We start from the raw sequence: 13,664 nt of genomic DNA on the forward strand, positions 1-13,664 counted from the left end.
GGGGTGGGAAAGGGAGGAAATCGGGGGCGATGAGCCTGTAAGCTGCCGTCCATGAGCGCCACAACCGAAACAAAGCGCAAGGAAAGTAGGGGCGAGTCGGCGGGATTCCTCGGCTGGATCGAGAAGATCGGCAATAAATTGCCGGACCCGTTCTGGCTATTCGTGATCCTCTCGGGAGTCGTGGCGGTGTCGTCGTGGATGGCGAGCCGAGCGGGGCTGAGTGCGGTCGACCCGTCGTCGGGCGAGGAAATCCACGTCGAGAACCTCCTGACGGGCGAGAATCTGTCGCGGATGGTCTCCGACGCGGTGGAGAATTTCATTAGCTTCCCGCCGCTCGGCGTGATTCTCGCGGTGATGCTCGGCGTCGCCATCGCGGAAAAAGCCGGCCTTTTGTCCGCGCTGGTGCGCCGCATGGTGGTACGCGTCAGCCCGAAGATGCTCACCTTCATGGTGGCGCTCGCGGGCGTGACCGGCTCCGTCGCGTCTGACGCGATCTACGTGATCATCATTCCGCTCGGCGCGATGGCCTTCTACGCGGTCGGCCGCTCCCCGATCGTCGGCGCGATGGTGGCGTTCGCCGCATCGTCCGCGGGTTTCAATTCATCGCTGATCCTCAACATCACCGACCTGCTGCTCGCCGGCATCTCCACGTCGGCGGCGCAGCTAGTGGACGAGAACTATATTGTCTCCCCTCTAGCCAACATCTTCTTCGTCATCCCGTCTGCCGTGGTTCTGTCGCTGATCATCACGGTCGTCACCGAGTTTTACGTGGACAAGAAAGCCAAGCAGCTTATCGACGACGACCACATCGACACCTCCGAACTCGCCTTCGACTACGACACGGAGCCGGATGACGCTGACTCCGATGCTTCTTCGGACTCTGACACTGACTCTGAGGGCGCCTCACAAGACGACCTCGCCCTGTCCCCCTTGGAGCAAAAGGGGCTGATCTGGTCCGGCGTCGCGCTGCTGGCGTTTTTGGCCGTCTACTTCGCCCTGCTGTTCATCCCCGGTTCCCCCTTCGCGCGACCGGACGAAGGCTTCATGCAATCCCCGCTCATCCAGGCCATCGCCGTGCCGATCGCCCTTGCGTTCTTCCTATGCGGCCTGGTCTTCGGCCTGATCATCGGCACCGTGAAGTCCGCCTCAGACATCCCGGCCTTCATGGCCAAGGGCCTGGAAACATTGTTGCCGATGATGGTGCTCTTCTTCGCCGTCTCCCAGTTCCTCGCCTGGTTCCAGTGGTCCAATTTGGGCTCCTGGACCGCGATCCGCGGCGCCGAGCTCCTCCAGGCCTGGAACCTCCCGAACGTCCTCCTGTTCGCGGCTTTCGTGCTCATGGTTGCCCTGATCAACTTGTTCGTCACCTCCGGCTCCGCCCAGTGGGCCCTGATGGCACCAGTCGTGGTGCCGATGATGATGTACGTCGGCATCGCCCCCGAAGTCACCCAAATGCTCTTCCGTATCGGTGACTCCCCCTCCAACATCATCAGCCCGATGTCCCCGTACTTTGCTGTCGCACTGACGTTCCTGCAGAAGTACTACAGGAAAGCCGGTGTGGGCACCCTCATGTCCCTCGCACTGCCCTACTCCATGGCCATGTGCGTGGGCTGGTTCCTGTTCTTCGTCATCTGGTACTTCCTCGGTATTCCGCTAGGCCCCGGGGCACCGATGACTTACGACGTGTAGGGACGTTCCCGCGTCTGCTGCATGCCTCCACATCGGCAGCAAAACCGCCCACGCGCTGCCGATTTGTCACCCAGTTCAGTGAGACGCTAGAGTATCAACACGTTGCACAGCAGCGCTTGGTTCGCCAGAATCACGCAAAGCTATCGCAGATATTCCTCCATAGCTCAGTTGGCAGAGCATTCGACTGTTAATCGAAGGGTCACTGGTTCGAGCCCAGTTGGAGGAGCAATTTAGTTTCACCCCGCTACTAGCGTACAAGCTGGTCGCGGGGTATTTTCGGCTTTGCACCATTCCGGTGGGAATGGTGGCGGCCTCACGCTGCGTACTAGTGAGTGCTGCCCAGGCGCGGTTGCCGGCCCTGGACACAAGAACCTCCCCTAGCGAACGTTTTCGCACGCTGGCCCAGCCCCAGTCCGCCACGCGGGCTCACAGCTGGGCCAGGAAAACCACGTAAGTTTCGCCAGGAAGAAATGTGGGGCCAGCGGGGCTCGAACCCGCGACCAACGGATTATGAGTCCGCGGCTCTAACCGACTGAGCTATAGCCCCTCGCTGCGTCCGCGGTGGCCGCTGGGTGGTCGCCGAGCGGTTACCGGACGCGTCGTCAAAGTATAACTGCGGGGTACGAGCACACTGCAATCCACCCGAGTGACCGCGGGCAGGCGGGTTCGCTAAGGTGAAAAGGTACTGGCACGGAGCACGACAAGGAGGCGCACACCATGGGACGCTTAACCCAACTGGCGGTTGGAGCGGCAGCTGGTTACGTGATGGGCACGAAGGCGGGCCGCAAGCGCTACCACCAGATCGTGGACACCACGCAAAAGGTGGTCAACTCCCCGCTCACGCGGCAGGTGGTTCGCTCGACCCGGAAGACGATCGCGAACCAGCTCGACCCCGATCCGCGGATGCGCGAAGTCAAGGACCTGCGCCGGGGACGTGGCGGGAAGGGCGGCGAGATCGAGAACACGATCTACGAGCCCGACCAGGATTAAGAGACTTAGACGGAACTAGAGCAGACCGGCCACGATGCCGTCGAGAATGTCCTTCTCGCTGATGACGAAGGAGGAGGCGGCGCCGGCGGTTTCCCGCTCGATGGCGGCCATGAGTTGCTCAACGACGGTGGCGCCCGAACCGATCACATCGGCTCGTCCGGCATGCATGACGGGATTCTGGAGGCGCTGAGCGGCTGTCTGCGCCCGAAGGTTCGATGTGACCTCGCACATCTCGTCGAAGCTGATCTCGGAGCAGTGGATCGCCTCCGGATCGTAGGACTTGAGCCTCTGAGCGAGAGCGCTCAACGTAGTGAAGGTGCCGGCGCAGCCGACAAAGGTCGCGGCTTTTCCGAGGGGCACTGTCTCCAGTGCTTTGCGGATCTGGGTGTCGATGTACTCCCGCGCGGAATCGGTCTCTTCCGCAGTGGGCGGGTCGCTGCGCATGAAACGCTCCGTGATGCGCACGCAGCCCATCTGGGTGGAGCGGGCACCGAGAATGCCATCCGAGCTGCCCACGATGAATTCGGTCGATCCGCCGCCGAGGTCGATGACGCAGAAGGGCCCCCTGTCATCGTCGATGTCAGTGGTGGCACCGCGGAAGGACAGCGCGGCCTCTTCCTCGCCGGAGATGACCTCCGCCACAGCGCTGTCCTTGACACGGCCGAGGAGTTCGCGGGTCATCTCGAAGAACTCGTCCCGGTTAGCGGCGTCGCGGGTCGCAGACGTCGCGACCATGCGGACGGCCTCGACGCCCTCGGACGCCATGCGCTCGACAAATACGGCCAGGGCATCGCGGGTGCGCGCAAGAGCTTCCGGCGTGAAGCGCCCCGTGGCGTCCACTCCCTCGCCGAGGCGCACGATGGTCATGTCACGGCAGATTTCACCGGCAGCAGAATCGTGAATGAGCAAGCGGATCGAGTTGGTGCCGCAGTCGACGGCCGCCACGCGGGTCATGCCAGGTCCTCCCCTGCTTCGTCGAGGGTGATTCCGAGATCCGCCAGAGTGGGCCAGTCGGCGGGGATGGCGGTGCCACGTAGGCCACCGTGATCAGCCGCAAGCGCAACGGCCTCCGTTCCGAGGCGAACGCGTCCGGGGCCTTCGGCGAGGGCGTAGGCAATAAGGACGTGTAGACACTTCACACGGTCGGGCATGCCGCCGCCCGAGAAGTCAGTGCCGAGATCTTCAATGGAGTTCCGCTTATTCAAGTAATGGCGGTGAGCGGCCTCGTAATCCGCTTTCAATTCCGCGTCCGTCGCCAACCGGGCCTCCATCCACTTCATCACCTGGGCTACCTCGAGGCGGGACGCCTCCGCCGTGAGGCGGGGGTCGGTGAGGTAGTAGAGGGTGGGGAACGGTGTGCCGTCGTCAAGCTTGGGCGCTGTCGTGACTACCGCCGGTTGCCCGTCTGGCGTCGTGTACGCGATCTCGAGCACGCCGCGCGGTGTGCGGCCAAGTTGCCTTTCGACGATCGCGAGCTGTTCCTCCGTTGGTGTCTGCATGACGCTCATTGTCGCACAGACGCGGCTACTGCTGTTCCGGCATCTCCCTGGTGGGATCGGCGGGATCGGTGGGCTCCTCCGGCCCGGATGGCGTGAGCTCTTCTTCTGCTTCTTCCTTAGGCACCTCGCGCAGGGAGTTCCACAAAATCTGGTTCCACGGTGTGTCCGCGTCTGGGTCCTCGGCGTGCTCGCTGGTGATGGTGGTGCCCTGCATGCGCGGATCGATGATGCGCCAAGCGGTCTCCCCCGGTTCGATCATGCCGAGACGGCGGCGGGCTTCCTGCTTGGCGTACTCAGGGTCGCTGTAGCGCTCCAAGTCCTGTTCGAGCTTGGCTTTTTCTTCTTCTTTAGCCGCGATGGACTCGTGGAGGCGCGCGATTTCGGCTTTGCCCGTGTAGTAGTTGCGCAACGGGACGGCGATGGCGATGAGTACAACGAGCACGACCGTGATCAGAACTGCGACGCCGACGATGTCGCCTTTGAGCATGTCCGTGCGGGGGCGTTTTTGCTTCTTCGCGGCGCGGGCTGCGTCGCGGCTGGCCACGGGGACCGTTGTTGGTCGACGACGCGAGCCCCCAGAGCCGCCGGACGTACCGGTGCGCTGGGGGCTGGTGTCGCTGCGGCGTGCGCCGCGTGCGGATGATGTGGCCATAGTGACTGTGTAGTTTACGTGGCCCCGCTATCCGCTGGCGTGAGGCGCGCTACTTCGAGCTACTTGTTGAAGCGCGGGAAAGCGTCGCGGCCGGCGTAGACCGCTGCCGGGCCGAGCTCTTCCTCGATGCGGATGAGGCGGTTGTACTTAGCCACGCGCTCGGAACGTGCCGGTGCGCCGGTCTTGATTTGGCCGCAGGACAGGGCGACAGCCAGGTCGGCGATGGTGGTGTCCTCGGTCTCGCCGGAGCGGTGGGACATCATCGTGCGGTAGCCGTTGCGGTGGGCGAGCTCGACAGCGTCGAACGTCTCGGTCAGGGTACCGATTTGGTTGACCTTGACCAGCAGGGCATTCGCCGCGTTCTCCTCGATACCGCGGGCGAGGCGCTCCGGGTTGGTGACAAAAAAGTCGTCGCCGACGATCTGGACCTTGTCGCCGATTTCCGCGGTGAGCTTGGTGTAGCCCTCCCAGTCGTTCTCATCCAGCGGATCCTCGATGGACACGATCGGGTAGTTCTCCACCAGGTCGGAGTACACCTTGGCCATCTCCTCGGCGGAGTGCTGGCCGCCCTCGAAGTTGTAGGAGCCGTTCTCGAAGAACTCAGACGATGCGACGTCCAGGGCCAGCGCGATGTCGGCGCCCGGCGTGTAACCGGCCTTCTCGATGGCCTCGACGATCAGGTCGAGTGCGGCCTTGGTGGAATCGACGGACGGGGCGAAACCGCCTTCGTCGCCAAGCCCGGTGGATAGGCCCTTGTCCTTGATCACGGCCTTGAGCGCGTGGTAGACCTCGGCGCCCTGGCGCAGCGCCTCGGTGAAGGTCTCTGCGCCGATCGGGGCGATCATGAACTCTTGGACATCGACTCCGGAGTCGGCGTGTGCGCCACCGTTGAGGATGTTCATCATCGGCACCGGCAGAACGTGCGCGTTCGGGCCGCCGATGTAGCGGTACAGCGGCAAGCCGGCGGAGTCAGCCGCGGCCTTCGCTGCAGCCATGGAGACACCGAGAATAGCGTTTGCACCGAGGTTCTTCTTGTTGTCGGAGCCGTCAAGCTCGATCATGGTCGCGTCGAGCACGCGCTGATCATCCGCCTCAATACCTGCGATTGCGTCGGCGATGGTCTCGTTGACGTTGTGCACGGCGTTGCGCACACCTTTTCCGCCGTAGCGGTCGTCGCCGTCGCGCAGCTCGTGCGCCTCGTGCTCACCGGTGGATGCGCCGGACGGCACAGCGGCCAGGCCGTGGGAACCGTCGTCGAGGAAGACCTCGACTTCGACGGTGGGATTGCCGCGGGAATCCAGGATCTCGCGGGCGTACGTCAACATGATGTCAGCCATTGAAGTTCTCCTTTGATTGAAGTTGGCTTTCCACCCACGATTGTTCCAGAAAACGCTCTGAGCGGTCGCCGCGTCCCTATCACCGGTGCGCGGATTGACCTATCGCGTAATTCGCGGCGGCGTCGCGGACCCTCATCAGGTAGTCGTTCGAATGGTTGTATCCCAGGATCGCAGCCTGCCACTCTTCGGGGGCGTCGAGGTTGCGTCCGCTTGCGCACAGCAGGTTCGCGGCTCCCAGCGCAGCATCGTCAATTTGTTGCGGGTCCGGGTAGCCGTCGCCGTCCGCGTCGCGGCCGTAGCGCTCCCAAGACTCGGGGATGAACTGCATCGGGCCGACGGCGCGGTCGAATTCGGGATCGTTGTCGTATTGACCGTCGTCGGTGTCCGGCACATGGGCGAAGCCGTCGCCGTTTAGAGCTGGGCCGATGATGGCCGGGGACGCGCGGCCGTCTTCGTCGAGTCGGGCTCCTGCGCCGATCCGCCCGGTGTACGTCCCGTGGCGGGTTTCCACCCACCCCAGTCCGGCGAGAGTATTCCAGTGAAGATTGCATTCGGGCCATGCCTCGCGGGCGATGAGTTCGGCGTTGCCGTAGGCGCGCACGGCTTGGGGAGGAATGTTCGTCAACTCAGAAATAGGGGCCACCCAGTCGGCGAGCAGATCAGAGGTTCGGCCGGGTCCGTGCACATCAATGCTCGGAGGGCTTGCAGCGGCGGCGGGGGGCACATCGGCAGGAACGGGAGCCCGGTTTTGTGTGCTCAAGGGAGCATCGAAAATGCTGAACAACCAGAAGATCAGCGATATGACCAGCACGATTGCCATTACTACCGCTAGTACTGCCCCGCATCCACAACCGGCAGCGAGGCGCGGGGCGGTGCGAGAGTTTCGTGGCGGTGTCACGTTCGATCACTCTACCGCGCCCCATTTGCGGGACACGCGCCCCCACTAGATTCCCGATCTAAACCACATGCTTCACACAGATTAACTGTAGCATCAGTATTCGCCCCGAAAACTAGTCCGGAAAGGTCCCTCCCCATGCGCATTCGTCCTCTTGCCATCGCTCTAGCAGTCACCGCCGTCGCCACGACCGGTGCAGTCAACGCCGGAGCACAGAACAACACCGTCCAGCTCGTGCGAGCACTCAACAGCGGCATCGCCACCACTGACTGCAATGCCGTCGGTACGCTTCTCCGTGGCGCCAAGCTTGTCGACGCCACCACGACCCATTCCCAGCTCACCGCTACGTTGAACAAGCAATTCGGTGCCGACGCTGCGTTGACCCTCGTTGCTACTCCGACGATCAACGCCGTTGGTGACCGCGCTCTCGCCTGCGGTGTGGTCAAAGCAGATCCGGTCACCCCGCAGTCCCGGGCTATTGACCTGGCCTCCACACTCTCGTCGCAGGCTGGCCTCCCTGAACTGCGCGATCTAGCACCGGTCGCCCAAGGGCTATCTTCCCAGTTCCTCGCCCGCTAAACGCAGCGGGTTAGGCACTGCCCGTCTCGCGCTTCTTACCTTCGTCCCACAGTCGATCCTGCTCGTGCTTGGCCACGATGCCGGTACTGCCATCGAAAAGGTAAGGGGCGCGATTTTTCATTTTGTCGATGAAGGCTTGGGCGACATCGGGGAATGCGAAGGCTCCACGACGCGATGCGATCTCGGCGTGGAAGAGGATCTGCAGCAAAAGGTCCGAGAGTTCTTTCTTCAAGGCTTCGTCGGGGTGGTGATTGCGGATTGCGTCGATAAGCTCATGTGTCTCTTGCTCGAGGTACTCGATGAGCGTCTCGTGCGTTTGCTCCATCTCCCACTCCCCGCGGGTTCGCGCTTCGCGCATGACCTGCTGGGCTTGGAGGAACGGGTCGGAAAGCGAAGAGGCCTTGATGACCCGCTCCCCCGCCGCGATGCGCGTCCGGATGGCCGGGTCGTTCGGGTCGGTGGTGACGAGCGCTCCCGGCCCCGGCTGGTCAGTTGGATCCGCTGCGATCAGGTCGCCCAAGTTCCAGCGGACGGAGACAGGCACCTCGTCGGTGTACATGAGCGGGCCAGCCAGGTTGGCGGCGGCTAGCGGGATCATGTCGGGCCAGCGGGCATCGAGGACGAGGATGGTCATGAAACCAATTTTAGAGTCAGGGGTGTGCAAGCTGGCTACCGAGAACCATTCCCCCATGCCTCCTCTTTATCTAGGAAAGAAGTTTCGCGCGCCGAGCGGAGTTCATCTAAGCCGAGCGGAGTTCTTCCAAACGGAAGTGGCGCGGAGATTTAACGCAGGCAGACCTCTGGCCTTCCTTTCGATGAAGGATTGGCGTTGAAGAAGATTCAGTCTTCGGTTAATCCGCAAGGAAATCAATCGTGTAGTTCTGTCGTCCCGATAACCCCGCCTAGCCGCGGAACGCCCGGTCGTTGAGCTCCCGGCGGGCCTGCTCGAGTGCAACGAGGTCGGAGAATAGGGCGTTGTAGGCCATCTCGTCATCGCTGGGACGCATGCGCTGCAGCTGGGATTTCAGCTGAGCGATCTGGTTTCCCACGCGGACTTCCTGGAGCCGGGAGAGGACGGAGTCCGCGTACGCGGCGGGGTCCTCGGCGAGGATGTCCTCGACGGCAAGCTCGGAGACGAAATTGCGGCCAGCAGCGTCGAGCATCTCGTCGGAGACGTGAGAAATCCAGCTGTTAGCGGACTGGTTGGCGCCGGTGTGGGCAGTCCCGCCGGCTTTGCCCATCGCGTCACGGACCGCACGGTAAGCAGGGTGAGTGAAGGCGTCCGGGTTGATGCCGTCGAAGTAGCTGCCGGCGGCGTCCGGGTACTGCAACGCCACCTTGAGGGCCTCCCGCTGGGCCCACAGCAGCGGGTCGTCGGGGTTGGGCAGCTCGAAAGCGGGCTGGTTGGGGGCGGGCTGGTTGGACTTGGCGGTCGCGTCCGCCCACGCAGTTCGCTTGGCTTGCTTGGGGTTCTTCGCCTCCTGGCGGACCTGCCGGATCACCTCGTTGGGGTCGGGCCACCCCACCCAACCAGCGAGCTGGCGGGCGTACTCGGTCTGCAGGGGGGTGTCGCGGATCTGGGCGACGACGGGGACGGTGCGCCGCAAAGCCTGCAAACGCCCTTCGGGGGTGTCTAAGGAATAGTCCTGCAGAAGGGACTCGATGACGAACTCGAACATCGGAACCCGGCTGGCCACCAGGTCGCGGACGGCACCGTCGCCTTTAGCCATGCGCAGGTCGCACGGGTCCATCCCGTCCGGAGCGACAGACACGAAAGACTGGCCAGTGAACTGCTGATCGCCCTCGAAGGCGCGCATCGCCGCCTTCTGGCCCGCCTCATCGCCGTCGAAGGTGTAAATCAACTCGCCCCGGAAATAGTTGTCGTCGAGCATGAGGCGCCGGATGATGCTCAGGTGGTCTTTGCCGAAGGCGGTGCCGCACGAGGCCACGGCGGTGGTGACACCGGCAGCGTGCATGGCCATCACGTCTGTGTAGCCCTCCACCACCACGCACTGATGCCCCTGGGCGATGTTCTTCTTAGCCAGGTCCAGACCGAAGAGCACCTTGGACTTGTGGTACAGCATCGTGTCCGCGGTGTTCATGTACTTGCCCATCTGGTCATCGTCGAACAACTTGCGGGCACCGAAGCCGATGACGTTTCCGGCCACGTCTTTAATAGGCCACAGAAGGCGCCGGCGGAATTTGTCGATGGGGCCGCGGCGGCCCATGGTGGACAAGCCCGCGTCGACGAGCTCCTGTACGTCGAAGCCTTTGCGCAACAGGTGTTTCGTCAGCGTGTCCCACCCGTCGGGCGCGTACCCGCACTCGAAGTGGTGGATGATCTCGCGGTTGAACCCGCGGTCTAGCAGGAAGCGGCGGCCGACCTCCGCCTCGGGCTGCTCCAGCTGGTCGCGGTAGAACTCGTGGGCCGCCTTGTTCGCGGCGATCAAGCGAGCGCGAGTACCGGGTTTGACGTCGCGCGCGCCTGTGGATCCGCCCTGGTAATTGATGTGGTAGCCGATTTCTTCCGCAACGGCCTCGACCGCCTCGGGGAAACTGAGCTGTTCCATCTCCATCATGAAGGAGAAGACATCGCCGCCCTTGCCTGTGGAGAAGCAGTGGTAGTAGCCGCGCGCGGGCCTGACGTGGAACGACGGCGTTTTCTCGTCCTTGAACGGCGAGAGCCCCTTCAAGGAATCGTGCCCGGCCGGTTTGAGTTGAACGTACTCCCCCACGATGTCGGCGAGGTTGGCGCGCTCGCGGATAGCCTCGATGTCACTATCCGGAATTCTGCCCCTTGCCATGGCGCACATCCTACCGCGCGGGTGTGCTTAAAATGAACGCATGTCTACTGACGGCGACAGTTCGAGCCATTCAGTCGCTCTGCCCATGATCCTCATCATAGGGGTCATCACCCTCGTAGCCACGATCTATTCCCTCGTCCACGATCCCGAGGACACAGATGGGATCCAGGAGTGCACGTCAGTTCCGCCGGAAGCAACACAGCTTATCGACGCAATCCACTCCTCCGGCCCCTTCCGCCACCCCTCCAACGACGGCAAGCACTTTGGCAATTACGAGAGCATTTTGCCGGAGGAGGATTCCAACTATTACCGGGAGTACACCGTTTCCACTCCTGGGGTGAACCACCGCGGCGAGCGCCGCATTGTCACCGGCGGCGGCAACCCGACCGACCCGGACGTGTACTACTACACAGACGACCACTACGAATCCTTCTGTGAAATGGATGTCCAGTAATGGACAGCCGAGAAATGGACGGTGCATCCAACACCATCGTCATCGACTGCCCCGTCCGCTCCATCGAGGACCTCGGCGCCGGCATCATCGCAGCCGTCTACGCCCCCGAAGAGCGCACCTCCCCGCAGCTCACCGGCCCCGCAAATCCCAACGAACGCCCCGTCCCACGCAACCTTGACGCCCTCGCCGACCTCCTGCGCGAAACCCAGGCGCACCACCTGGTGGTGACGGATTGGCACATTCCCACGGAAGTGGCCGACAGATTGCTCGACGTCCTGGCCCTCGAGGGCGTCCAGCTCACATCCGGCCAGCGCTGAACCAGTACGACCTAGGCGCGACGCGACCGTCAACAAAAACCTGAACTCGTCGCCCGTTCATCAGGCTCATGTTGAATGAATTGCACATTTCAGTGCGCAACTGCGCCGATTGTTCAGGTTTCAGCGAGAAACCTGAACTCCAGCGCGGTAGATAGGGGACATGGGGGAAAATCAATCATGGGTGCACTTCGCTGATCAGGGCGTTCACGAAATCCGGGAACACTACCTGCGCGAGCGAATTCAGGTTTCACGCAGGGATCCCGGCGCTCGGTCCCCCAACCTCATTTCTGTGGCTCCGACCAGCGCGATCCCGGCCAGATGGTTCCGCAAACTCAGCCCGAAAATGCAGTTCACCGTGCGGGGCGCTGTTGCTGCACGGGAATCGCGCAAGGCCGTGCTCATGGGTCCGTGGGCTGCGGCGCAATGGGGAATGTGGTTCATCGCGCCGAAGGATCGGATGGTGGGGATGGCGCTGCCGTCGGGGCATCAGCCGTCGAAAAGCAAGTTCCCTCCTGGTGTACGATTCGTATCCACAAAGATCCGGGAGGATGAAATTGTGGAGCTGGATGGCGTGCGCGTGACGCATCCGCTGCGCACGTACATGGACCTGTGCCGAATGGGGCAGCGCACGAATGCGTGGCTCGCTGCAGGGTGGCTGCTCCAGCGCGGGCTGGGCGCAGACGAGATTTCTTCCTATGCGGAGGAATTCGCGGGGCCGATGCACCCGAACCGGAGACGGATGGCCATCTCACTACCCCACCGTGCGGCGGAACTGACCTCGTTCCCGCATCTGCTGGCGTACGCGCTGCTGGATGACTCGCTTGTCTCCGTTCGAACGCACTGCGAGCTCGACGAGATGGGGCACGCTATTCTCCTTGCCGGTAACGATCTTGTCATCGCCGTCGACGAGGATCCGCTCATGCGTCAGCTCGAAACCGACCCGGAACAAAAACAGCTCGCTCAACGGCTGCGCAAGCGCGAACGGTGGGTGGCCGCCCGCGGATTCCGCAAACTCTATTTCACTGCGGAGGAGATCGAAGCTGACCCGGAGGAATTCGTGAGCGAAGTCCTGGGAGCGAGACACCAGCGGCGGCGCGATCTCTCGTACTGAAAAGGCGATTGCGCTTAGAGGTACCCCTCGAAGGAGGCGGTCTTCTTCGCCGTGCGCTCCAGACGGGACTCGGTCATGGAGGCGATCTGGTCGATGATCACGCGTTGGCGGGCAGCGTCCGAATCGGCCTCGTGCCACCAGGCGGCAAACATGGTGTCCAGTGAGCCCGGCGCGCCGGCGGTGAGGTAGTCGTAGACGCGAACAATGCGGTTGCGCTGCCGGTCCTGGCGGGCGATGTGGGCGGGCATGTCCATCACGTAAAGCACCGCCACGGTCTTGAGCAAACGCACTTCCGCCTCGGCTTCCGGCGTGATGACCAGCTGGCCGTGCATGCGGCCGACGGGCCCGGGGTTCGCTTTCTCTGTCGCGGCGATCACTGCACCGACGTAGCGGCCGACCAGTTCAGAAGTCATCTTCTTCAACGTGACGTAACCGGTCAGCGAGAAGTCGAAATCCGCGGCGGCGGAGACGATGGGGAGGGAGCGGAGGCGGGCGGCGGCGTCGATAAGCTCATCCGCCGTGCCTCCGAATGCGGCCGCGCCTTTCGCGGCGAGCGCGGCGAGCTCCACCAGATCCCACAGAACCTTGAGGTCCACGCGGCCGGAGACAATGCCGTCCTCGACATCGTGGACGCTGTAGGCGATGTCGTCGGAGCAGTCCATGACTTGCGCCTCCATCGGCGGGAGGTCGTCGGTGTGGCCTTCGCGCAGCCAGGCGAGAATGTCGGTGTCCTCGTCGTACGCTCCGTACTTGCGGTTCACGGTGCCATCCGGGTTCGTGCGCGTGCGCGGGTACTTGCACGCGGCGTCCAGCGCGGCACGGGTGAGATTGAGGCCGAAGGACTGCCCGTCCACCAGCACCTTCGGCTCCAGGCGGGCCAGTATCCGCAGCGTCTGCGCGTTGCCCTCGAAGCCGCCGCAACCTGCGGCGAGCTCGTTGAGCGCCACCTCCCCGTTGTGGCCGTACGGCGGGTGCCCGATGTCGTGGGTGAGCCCCGCCATCTCGCACAGGTCCGGGTTGAGCCCGAGCCCCACGCCGATGCTGCGGGAGATCTGGGCGACCTCCAGCGAGTGCGTCAGGCGGGTGCGCGGAGTATCCCCGTCGCGCGGGCCCACCACCTGGGTCTTGTCGGCCAAACGGCGCAAGGCGGCAGAGTGCAGCACGCGGGCCCTGTCGCGCGCGAACGCGTCGCGGTGCTCCTCCATGCTCGCGAGCTGCGAGCCCTTCTCCGGCTCCGCCGCGCGGCGGGCCAGGTCCACCGGATCATACTGGTACGTCATAGCGCCACCGAGCCTAATCGGGAAATATGCCCGTCCACGGGCACCACGCGCGCGGTA

At 63.4% G+C, this 13,664-nt stretch carries 14 protein-coding genes and 2 tRNA genes; 7 read left to right on the forward strand and 9 right to left on the reverse strand.

Going from position 1 to position 13,664, the window contains the following annotated elements; genetic code table 11:
- The first annotated feature begins 51 nt into the window (after positions 1-51).
- Entirely contained in the window at positions 52-1,689 is a 1,638-nt protein-coding gene (locus tag QYQ98_RS03250; protein WP_302007333.1) for an AbgT family transporter, read from the forward strand.
- A gap of 153 nt (positions 1,690-1,842) precedes the next feature.
- Positions 1,843-1,915 (forward strand) — tRNA-Asn (locus tag QYQ98_RS03255).
- Positions 1,916-2,162: 247 nt separating this feature from the next.
- Here QYQ98_RS03255 and QYQ98_RS03260 read toward each other — a convergent pair.
- Positions 2,163-2,236, reverse strand: a tRNA-Ile gene (locus QYQ98_RS03260).
- Between the two features lie 170 nt (positions 2,237-2,406).
- Between QYQ98_RS03260 and QYQ98_RS03265 the strand changes: the two genes are divergently transcribed.
- Positions 2,407-2,679 (forward strand): hypothetical protein, encoded by a 273-nt coding sequence (locus QYQ98_RS03265; protein WP_302007334.1) that lies wholly within the window; start codon positions 2,407-2,409, stop codon positions 2,677-2,679.
- A 15-nt stretch (positions 2,680-2,694) separates the two neighbouring features.
- Here QYQ98_RS03265 and QYQ98_RS03270 read toward each other — a convergent pair whose 3' ends face one another.
- The 5 genes from QYQ98_RS03270 to QYQ98_RS03290 form a co-directional block, all read right to left on the reverse strand.
- Entirely contained in the window at positions 2,695-3,633 is a 939-nt protein-coding gene (locus tag QYQ98_RS03270; protein ID WP_302007335.1) for a Ppx/GppA phosphatase family protein, read from the reverse strand.
- A complete protein-coding gene (locus tag QYQ98_RS03275; RefSeq protein WP_302007336.1) occupies positions 3,630-4,178 on the reverse strand; it encodes a DUF501 domain-containing protein in 549 nt (182 codons plus the stop codon). Before QYQ98_RS03275 ends, QYQ98_RS03270 begins: the two co-directional genes overlap by 4 nt.
- Before the next feature lie 25 nt (positions 4,179-4,203).
- Entirely contained in the window at positions 4,204-4,830 is a 627-nt protein-coding gene (locus QYQ98_RS03280; protein WP_302007337.1) for a septum formation initiator family protein, read from the reverse strand.
- A 59-nt stretch (positions 4,831-4,889) separates the two neighbouring features.
- Entirely contained in the window at positions 4,890-6,167 is a 1,278-nt protein-coding gene (gene eno / locus QYQ98_RS03285) for a phosphopyruvate hydratase (protein ID WP_302007338.1), read from the reverse strand.
- 79 nt (positions 6,168-6,246) lie between these two features.
- A complete protein-coding gene (locus tag QYQ98_RS03290) occupies positions 6,247-6,987 on the reverse strand; it encodes a lytic transglycosylase domain-containing protein (RefSeq protein WP_302007340.1) in 741 nt (246 codons plus the stop codon).
- Between the two features lie 213 nt (positions 6,988-7,200).
- Here QYQ98_RS03290 and QYQ98_RS03295 point away from each other — a divergent pair, with 213 nt between their 5' ends.
- Entirely contained in the window at positions 7,201-7,641 is a 441-nt protein-coding gene (locus QYQ98_RS03295) for a hypothetical protein (RefSeq protein ID WP_302007341.1), read from the forward strand.
- A gap of 10 nt (positions 7,642-7,651) precedes the next feature.
- Here QYQ98_RS03295 and QYQ98_RS03300 read toward each other — a convergent pair whose 3' ends face one another.
- Together QYQ98_RS03300 and dnaG are read right to left on the reverse strand one after the other, a co-directional pair.
- Positions 7,652-8,275 carry a MazG nucleotide pyrophosphohydrolase domain-containing protein gene (locus tag QYQ98_RS03300; RefSeq protein WP_302007342.1) on the reverse strand — a complete coding sequence of 208 codons (624 nt, stop codon included), beginning with the start codon at positions 8,273-8,275 and terminating at the stop codon, positions 7,652-7,654.
- Between the two features lie 268 nt (positions 8,276-8,543).
- Positions 8,544-10,445, reverse strand: coding sequence for a DNA primase (gene dnaG, locus QYQ98_RS03305; protein ID WP_302007343.1), 1,902 nt, complete (start codon positions 10,443-10,445; stop codon positions 8,544-8,546).
- 40 nt (positions 10,446-10,485) lie between these two features.
- Here dnaG and QYQ98_RS03310 point away from each other — a divergent pair, with 40 nt between their 5' ends.
- The 3 genes from QYQ98_RS03310 to QYQ98_RS03320 all read left to right on the forward strand — a co-directional run bounded on the left by QYQ98_RS03310 (position 10,486) and on the right by QYQ98_RS03320 (position 12,327).
- Positions 10,486-10,899, forward strand: a complete 414-nt coding sequence (locus QYQ98_RS03310) for a ribonuclease domain-containing protein (RefSeq protein ID WP_302007344.1) — start codon at positions 10,486-10,488, stop codon at positions 10,897-10,899.
- Complete coding sequence (locus QYQ98_RS03315) at positions 10,899-11,216, forward strand: hypothetical protein (protein ID WP_302007345.1); 318 nt, start codon at positions 10,899-10,901, stop codon at positions 11,214-11,216. Before QYQ98_RS03310 ends, QYQ98_RS03315 begins: the two co-directional genes overlap by 1 nt.
- Positions 11,217-11,505: 289 nt before the next feature.
- Positions 11,506-12,327: a hypothetical protein gene (locus tag QYQ98_RS03320; RefSeq protein WP_302007346.1), complete on the forward strand. Its 822-nt coding sequence runs from the start codon at positions 11,506-11,508 to the stop codon at positions 12,325-12,327.
- 14 nt (positions 12,328-12,341) lie between these two features.
- Here QYQ98_RS03320 and QYQ98_RS03325 read toward each other — a convergent pair whose 3' ends face one another.
- Positions 12,342-13,607 (reverse strand): deoxyguanosinetriphosphate triphosphohydrolase, encoded by a 1,266-nt coding sequence (locus QYQ98_RS03325; protein WP_302007347.1) that lies wholly within the window; start codon positions 13,605-13,607, stop codon positions 12,342-12,344.
- Positions 13,608-13,664: the final 57 nt, after the last annotated feature.

Source organism: Corynebacterium sp. P3-F1 (assembly GCF_030503635.1).
Lineage (GTDB): Bacteria > Actinomycetota > Actinomycetes > Mycobacteriales > Mycobacteriaceae > Corynebacterium.

Coding starts and splice junctions, on each gene's coding strand:
- QYQ98_RS03250 (WP_302007333.1), top strand. CDS start 52: ATGAGCGCCACAACCGAAACAAAGCGCAAGGAAAGTAGGGGCGAGTCG.
- QYQ98_RS03265 (WP_302007334.1), top strand. CDS start 2,407: ATGGGACGCTTAACCCAACTGGCGGTTGGAGCGGCAGCTGGTTACGTG.
- QYQ98_RS03270 (WP_302007335.1), bottom strand. CDS start 3,633: ATGACCCGCGTGGCGGCCGTCGACTGCGGCACCAACTCGATCCGCTTG.
- QYQ98_RS03275 (WP_302007336.1), bottom strand. CDS start 4,178: ATGCAGACACCAACGGAGGAACAGCTCGCGATCGTCGAAAGGCAACTT.
- QYQ98_RS03280 (WP_302007337.1), bottom strand. CDS start 4,830: ATGGCCACATCATCCGCACGCGGCGCACGCCGCAGCGACACCAGCCCC.
- eno (WP_302007338.1), bottom strand. CDS start 6,167: ATGGCTGACATCATGTTGACGTACGCCCGCGAGATCCTGGATTCCCGC.
- QYQ98_RS03290 (WP_302007340.1), bottom strand. CDS start 6,987: ATGGCAATCGTGCTGGTCATATCGCTGATCTTCTGGTTGTTCAGCATT.
- QYQ98_RS03295 (WP_302007341.1), top strand. CDS start 7,201: ATGCGCATTCGTCCTCTTGCCATCGCTCTAGCAGTCACCGCCGTCGCC.
- QYQ98_RS03300 (WP_302007342.1), bottom strand. CDS start 8,275: ATGACCATCCTCGTCCTCGATGCCCGCTGGCCCGACATGATCCCGCTA.
- dnaG (WP_302007343.1), bottom strand. CDS start 10,445: ATGGCAAGGGGCAGAATTCCGGATAGTGACATCGAGGCTATCCGCGAG.
- QYQ98_RS03310 (WP_302007344.1), top strand. CDS start 10,486: ATGTCTACTGACGGCGACAGTTCGAGCCATTCAGTCGCTCTGCCCATG.
- QYQ98_RS03315 (WP_302007345.1), top strand. CDS start 10,899: ATGGACAGCCGAGAAATGGACGGTGCATCCAACACCATCGTCATCGAC.
- QYQ98_RS03325 (WP_302007347.1), bottom strand. CDS start 13,607: ATGACGTACCAGTATGATCCGGTGGACCTGGCCCGCCGCGCGGCGGAG.